Genomic DNA, 2,270 nt, shown 5'->3' on the forward strand with positions numbered 1-2,270 from the left:
TCGCCAGTCCTCTGCCAAGACCTGGACCTCGAGCAGCGTGTTGAACTGTTCGCAGACAAGGAGTTCGTCGCGGAACCGGCCGTTGAACGACTCGCAGGTGCCGTTCTGCCACGGCGAGCCGGGGTCGATGTAGGCCGGGTCCACGCCGGTGAAGCGGCACCAGTCGGTCAGGGCGTGTGCGGTCAACTCCGGGCCGTTGTCCATGCGGATGTGCGCAGGCTTGCGGCCCAGCGTGGCGACCAGGCCGTCCAGGACGGCCACGGTGGCATCGGCGGTGAACGAGCGGGCCGCCGTCGTGGCCAGAGCTTCGCGGGTGTACTCGTCGATGATGTTGAGGAACCGGACCTGCCGGCCGTCGACCGTGACGTCGACCTCAAAGTCCAACGCCCAGGCATCCACAGACACAGTGTGCCATCCGTTACCGACATAATTGCCGTTGAATGAACCGGATGCTGCGTCCAGGCTGGTTCGATGCAAACGCCAGCAGCCCGATCACTATCGAGACCACATCAACAACGTTGGCGTGTCTCCGCTCCGCCCGCTGGGCCAGCATCACCAAACGCCTACCGCTCAGCCAGGCGCCACCGACCCACGATCTCCACCGCGTCCGCCGCAATCGCGTTCCCACGTTTGACGGGACCCGCCGGGGGCACCCAACATCAACTGTCCCTCATCAGCCAAAATGAAGCCCCCGACCAGCCGTTTTACGGATCGGGGGCTTCATACATGTGTCCGACTGTCACCGGCCATTTCTGGTCACCCACGGCCAGTTTTACCGAGGACGTACCGAAGCCCTGGGCGGCGGGATCATGGCCTAGAGCGGCCTGAATCCGCTTCCGCAGGAGCTCTGCTCCCCCGTCAAGGCACTTGGCGTAGATCTTCAGCAAGATCTCTACCGAATGACCAGCCCACGCGGCGACGTCGGCGGGTGGCACGCCCGCGTTGAGCCATGTCGAAACAGCGGCATGGCGCAGGTCATACGGCGTCGCGGCCAACGGCGACGCCAGCACATCGGGAGTGAACACGGTCTTACGCGCTTCCCTCCACGCTCGATTAATCGTCCCTTTGGGCAGCTCCTCTCCATTGCGCTCACCTCGGAACAGCCGCCCGTCCGGCGTCGTACCGAAGGTCTCCATGTGCCAGTGCAGCAGTGCGGTTAGCTCGGGCGGGCACGGGACGGTGCGACCCTCGCCTACAGCGCGCTGCTTGAGCTGGCGGCGATCGCGGTTCTTCCCGTTGTCGGTCCACTCTTTGCCGGCGTGTGGCTCGGCCATCTCAAGGTGCAGCTCTCCCCACCCCTCTTTGGGTAGCGACAGGTTGTGTTTGGCCAGGCTGACGGCTTCCTCCGGCCGCAGCGCGGCGAAGTAAAGACAGCCGAAAAACGCCACGACTCGCGGCCCGGTCCGGCCGTAGGCGCGTACCGCATGCAGCAGTGTGCGCGCCTGGGTCGGGTTGGCAACTGATCGCCGGTCTACGTTGTGGCTGACCTTTGGTGCCGTCCACTTGAGAGCAGGGATCGGGTTGGCTGCCAGCGCTTTCAGCTCAACGGCGTACTCAATCGCGGTGTTGAGGATCTTTCGCTGACGACTGACCACGCTTGAGGCGGTGGGGCTGCCATCGAGGTTCCTCGTAAGGCCCTCCAATACGGATCGCAGGACTCCTCAGTTCTGCTTGGTTTAGCTCCCCACTTTGGGTGACCTTGCGAGCGGTCCCGTGTCGGGTTGCTCGGTGAGGCTCGTTGTCTCGTTCCGGCCGTCTATGGCCGTGCCCATCACCGAACCCATCCGGCAGGCGATCGTCCATGCCAGCGCCTGGATACCCGCCCTGGACGCAGAAGGCGACCTGCGTGACGGTGCCCAGGTGGTGGAGCTGACCCATCTGGTCGCAGCGGATGTGCTGGCCGCATAACCGGCCGGGACCCGGCTGATCTGCCGGCGGGAACGGCCACACCCTGGCTCGCAGCTGGACTTGTTCGACACCATCGAGGGGTGGCGGCACCAGGTGTTCGCCACCGACACGTCCGTGGCAGGCGGCAGCTCCATCCAATATCTGGAGATCCGCCACCGCGGCCACGCCAGGGTCGAGGACCGCATCCGCTGCGGTAAAGCCTCGGGCCTCGGCCGTTTTCCCTCCCGCCAGTTCCCCATCAACGCCGCGTGGCTGGAACTCGCCTTGGCTGGCATCGACCTGACCCGCTGGACCCAGCTCCTGCTACTCGACGGTGAGCTGGCCCGCGCCGAGCCCAAGAAACTGCGTTACCGGCTGCTGCA

General features: G+C 65.1%; 1 protein-coding gene and 2 pseudogenes. 1 reads left to right on the forward strand and 2 read right to left on the reverse strand.

The genetic code is table 11. The features are described from left to right. Both DM816_RS41570 and DM816_RS41575 read right to left on the reverse strand, forming a co-directional pair. Nucleotides 1-390 (reverse strand): annotated as a pseudogene (locus DM816_RS41570) (DDE-type integrase/transposase/recombinase); the annotation flags it as partial. Between the two features lie 314 nt (nt 391-704). Continuing rightward, nucleotides 705-1,595 (reverse strand): tyrosine-type recombinase/integrase, encoded by an 891-nt coding sequence (locus DM816_RS41575; RefSeq protein ID WP_246002749.1) that lies wholly within the window; start codon nt 1,593-1,595, stop codon nt 705-707. Between the two features lie 169 nt (nt 1,596-1,764). On the opposite strand from DM816_RS41575, the pseudogene DM816_RS41580 reads away from it, so the two are divergent. Next, nucleotides 1,765-2,270 (forward strand): annotated as a pseudogene (locus DM816_RS41580) (IS1380 family transposase); the annotation flags it as partial.

The organism is Allorhizocola rhizosphaerae (genome assembly GCF_003426775.1).
GTDB lineage: Bacteria > Actinomycetota > Actinomycetes > Mycobacteriales > Micromonosporaceae > Allorhizocola > Allorhizocola rhizosphaerae.